Annotated in this window: 3 protein-coding genes; all 3 read right to left on the reverse strand. The window is 66.2% G+C overall.

Annotation, left to right across the window (positions count from 1 at the left end; all coding sequences use genetic code 11):
• On the reverse strand, positions 1-851 hold an 851-nt coding region (locus ACIRS4_RS36495; RefSeq protein ID WP_404204301.1), incomplete at its 3' end, for an NAD-dependent epimerase/dehydratase family protein.
• A gap of 222 nt (positions 852-1073) precedes the next feature.
• Positions 1074-1175: a 30S ribosomal protein bS22 gene (locus ACIRS4_RS36500; RefSeq protein ID WP_003402602.1), complete on the reverse strand. Its 102-nt coding sequence runs from the start codon at positions 1173-1175 to the stop codon at positions 1074-1076.
• Between the two features lie 195 nt (positions 1176-1370).
• Positions 1371-1574 (reverse strand): helix-turn-helix domain-containing protein, encoded by a 204-nt coding sequence (locus tag ACIRS4_RS36505; protein WP_404204307.1) that lies wholly within the window; start codon positions 1572-1574, stop codon positions 1371-1373.
• Positions 1575-1703 lie beyond the last annotated feature (129 nt).

The raw sequence follows: 1703 nt of genomic DNA on the forward strand, positions 1-1703 counted from the left end.
CCACAACCGAAGTGGAAATAGTCGATCTGCTCGGCGGTGAACTCCCGCATCACCGGGCCCATCACGGTGCGCCCGACACTGCGGAACACCGAGTACGGGACCGGGAGTTCGACCCGCCCGGCCCGTCGAATCGCCTGCGACAGCGCCATCGCGCCGTCCCCAGCCACATTGTAGGTGCCGCCGGGGGCCGTCATGGCCCCGTGCACCAGGGCGGCGATACCGTCCTCCTCGTGCAGCAGCTGCATGCGCGGATCCCGGCCCAGAATGGTCGGCGTGATCGGCGAGCGGAAATACTGCACACCCCGCTTGGCCAGCTGCGGGCCCACGATCGGCGGGAACCGCAGGATTGCCGCCGAGATGTCGGGCCGCCGCCGGGCCAGCCCGCGCACGAAACCCTCCACCTCGATCATGTCCCGCGCGAACCAGCCGCGCGGCGGCGTGCGGGCGCTCATCTCCTCGGTGAACTTCACCGGGTCCTTGGCGCTGCACCCGTAGACGGCGGAGGAGGAACGCACAACCACCCGCCGCACACTGGAAGCCTTGCGGCACACGGCGAACAGCTGCATGGCGCCCAGGACGTTCATGTCCTTCATGGCGGCGCGGCCGCCACCCGAGGGCGGGCGCGAGAGCGCGGCGGGATGCACCACCGTATCGACCTGATTGCCGTCGATAACCTTGCGGATCAACGGATTACGAATATCGGCGCGCACGAATTCGGCGCGGCCCATACGGCGCAGCAGCTCGCGGCTGGGCTGTTTGGCGTCCACGGCGATGATGCGTTCGACGGCCGGGTCGGCCGCCAACCGGGCCACCACATTGCCGCCGAAGAACCGGCTCGCGCCGGTCACCATCACTACCTTGGGCGGTTGCCCGTCCCGAGTCCCTGCCACTCCGGATCCCACCTAGCCCCCATGCCTTGAATTGTCATCGGGCGTTTTTCCCGCTCCCAGGGTAACCGGCGAGTAGGGGGCATTCGAAGGGTATTAACCAGGATCTAACGATGAGTTCGATCACCTGTGACGAACGAAAGCCCGCCACCGACGGTGACGGGCTTCCAGCTACGACGCAGCGGCTTACTTGCCGAGTTTTCTGCGCTGCACGCGCGTGCGGCGAAGCAGCTTGCGGTGCTTCTTCTTCGACATGCGCTTGCGGCGCTTCTTGATCACAGAACCCATAGGGTTGTTCCTCGCGTTCTCTCGGGTCATCCCCGCTTCCGCGGGGTGCACACTGTCTGACCCTGCACAGTCCCTACCCGATACGGGCCGAGATGGACCCGGCGGCACCACCGGCACGTACAGGATGCCGGTCCATGCTACCGGGCCACTCTCGGGCGAACGAAACGGGTGGGGCCGATCGGTTATCGGGCCGTACTACCCCGCATCGAAGTAGGACGTCTCCAGATAGTCGTGCACCGCCTTGGCGTGCACCCGGAAGGAACGCCCCACCCGCACCGCGGGCAGCTCTCCCGAATGCACCAACCGGTACACCGTCATTTTGGAAACCCGCATCAGATTCGCGACCTCTGCAACGGTGAGGAACTGCGTTCCCCCTCCGATGACGGATCCCGCGGTGATTGGGCTGTTTCCGGACCTCGCTTGGCTGTTTCCAGACATCATTGCGCCACTGACCTCCGGCACGTCCGCGCCGCCGGCTTCCCCACCGGCGGAACAGACACGCACGTGCTCCTTGAAGCTTAGCGGGAC

It is taken from the genome of Streptomyces sp. NPDC101166 (assembly GCF_044768125.1).
In the GTDB taxonomy this organism is placed as follows: domain Bacteria; phylum Actinomycetota; class Actinomycetes; order Streptomycetales; family Streptomycetaceae; genus Streptomyces.

What these genes read in the sequence shown, in the direction of transcription:
- ACIRS4_RS36500 (WP_003402602.1), bottom strand. Translation starts at nt 1,175, where the DNA reads ATGGGTTCTGTGATCAAGAAGCGCCGCAAGCGCATGTCGAAGAAGAAG.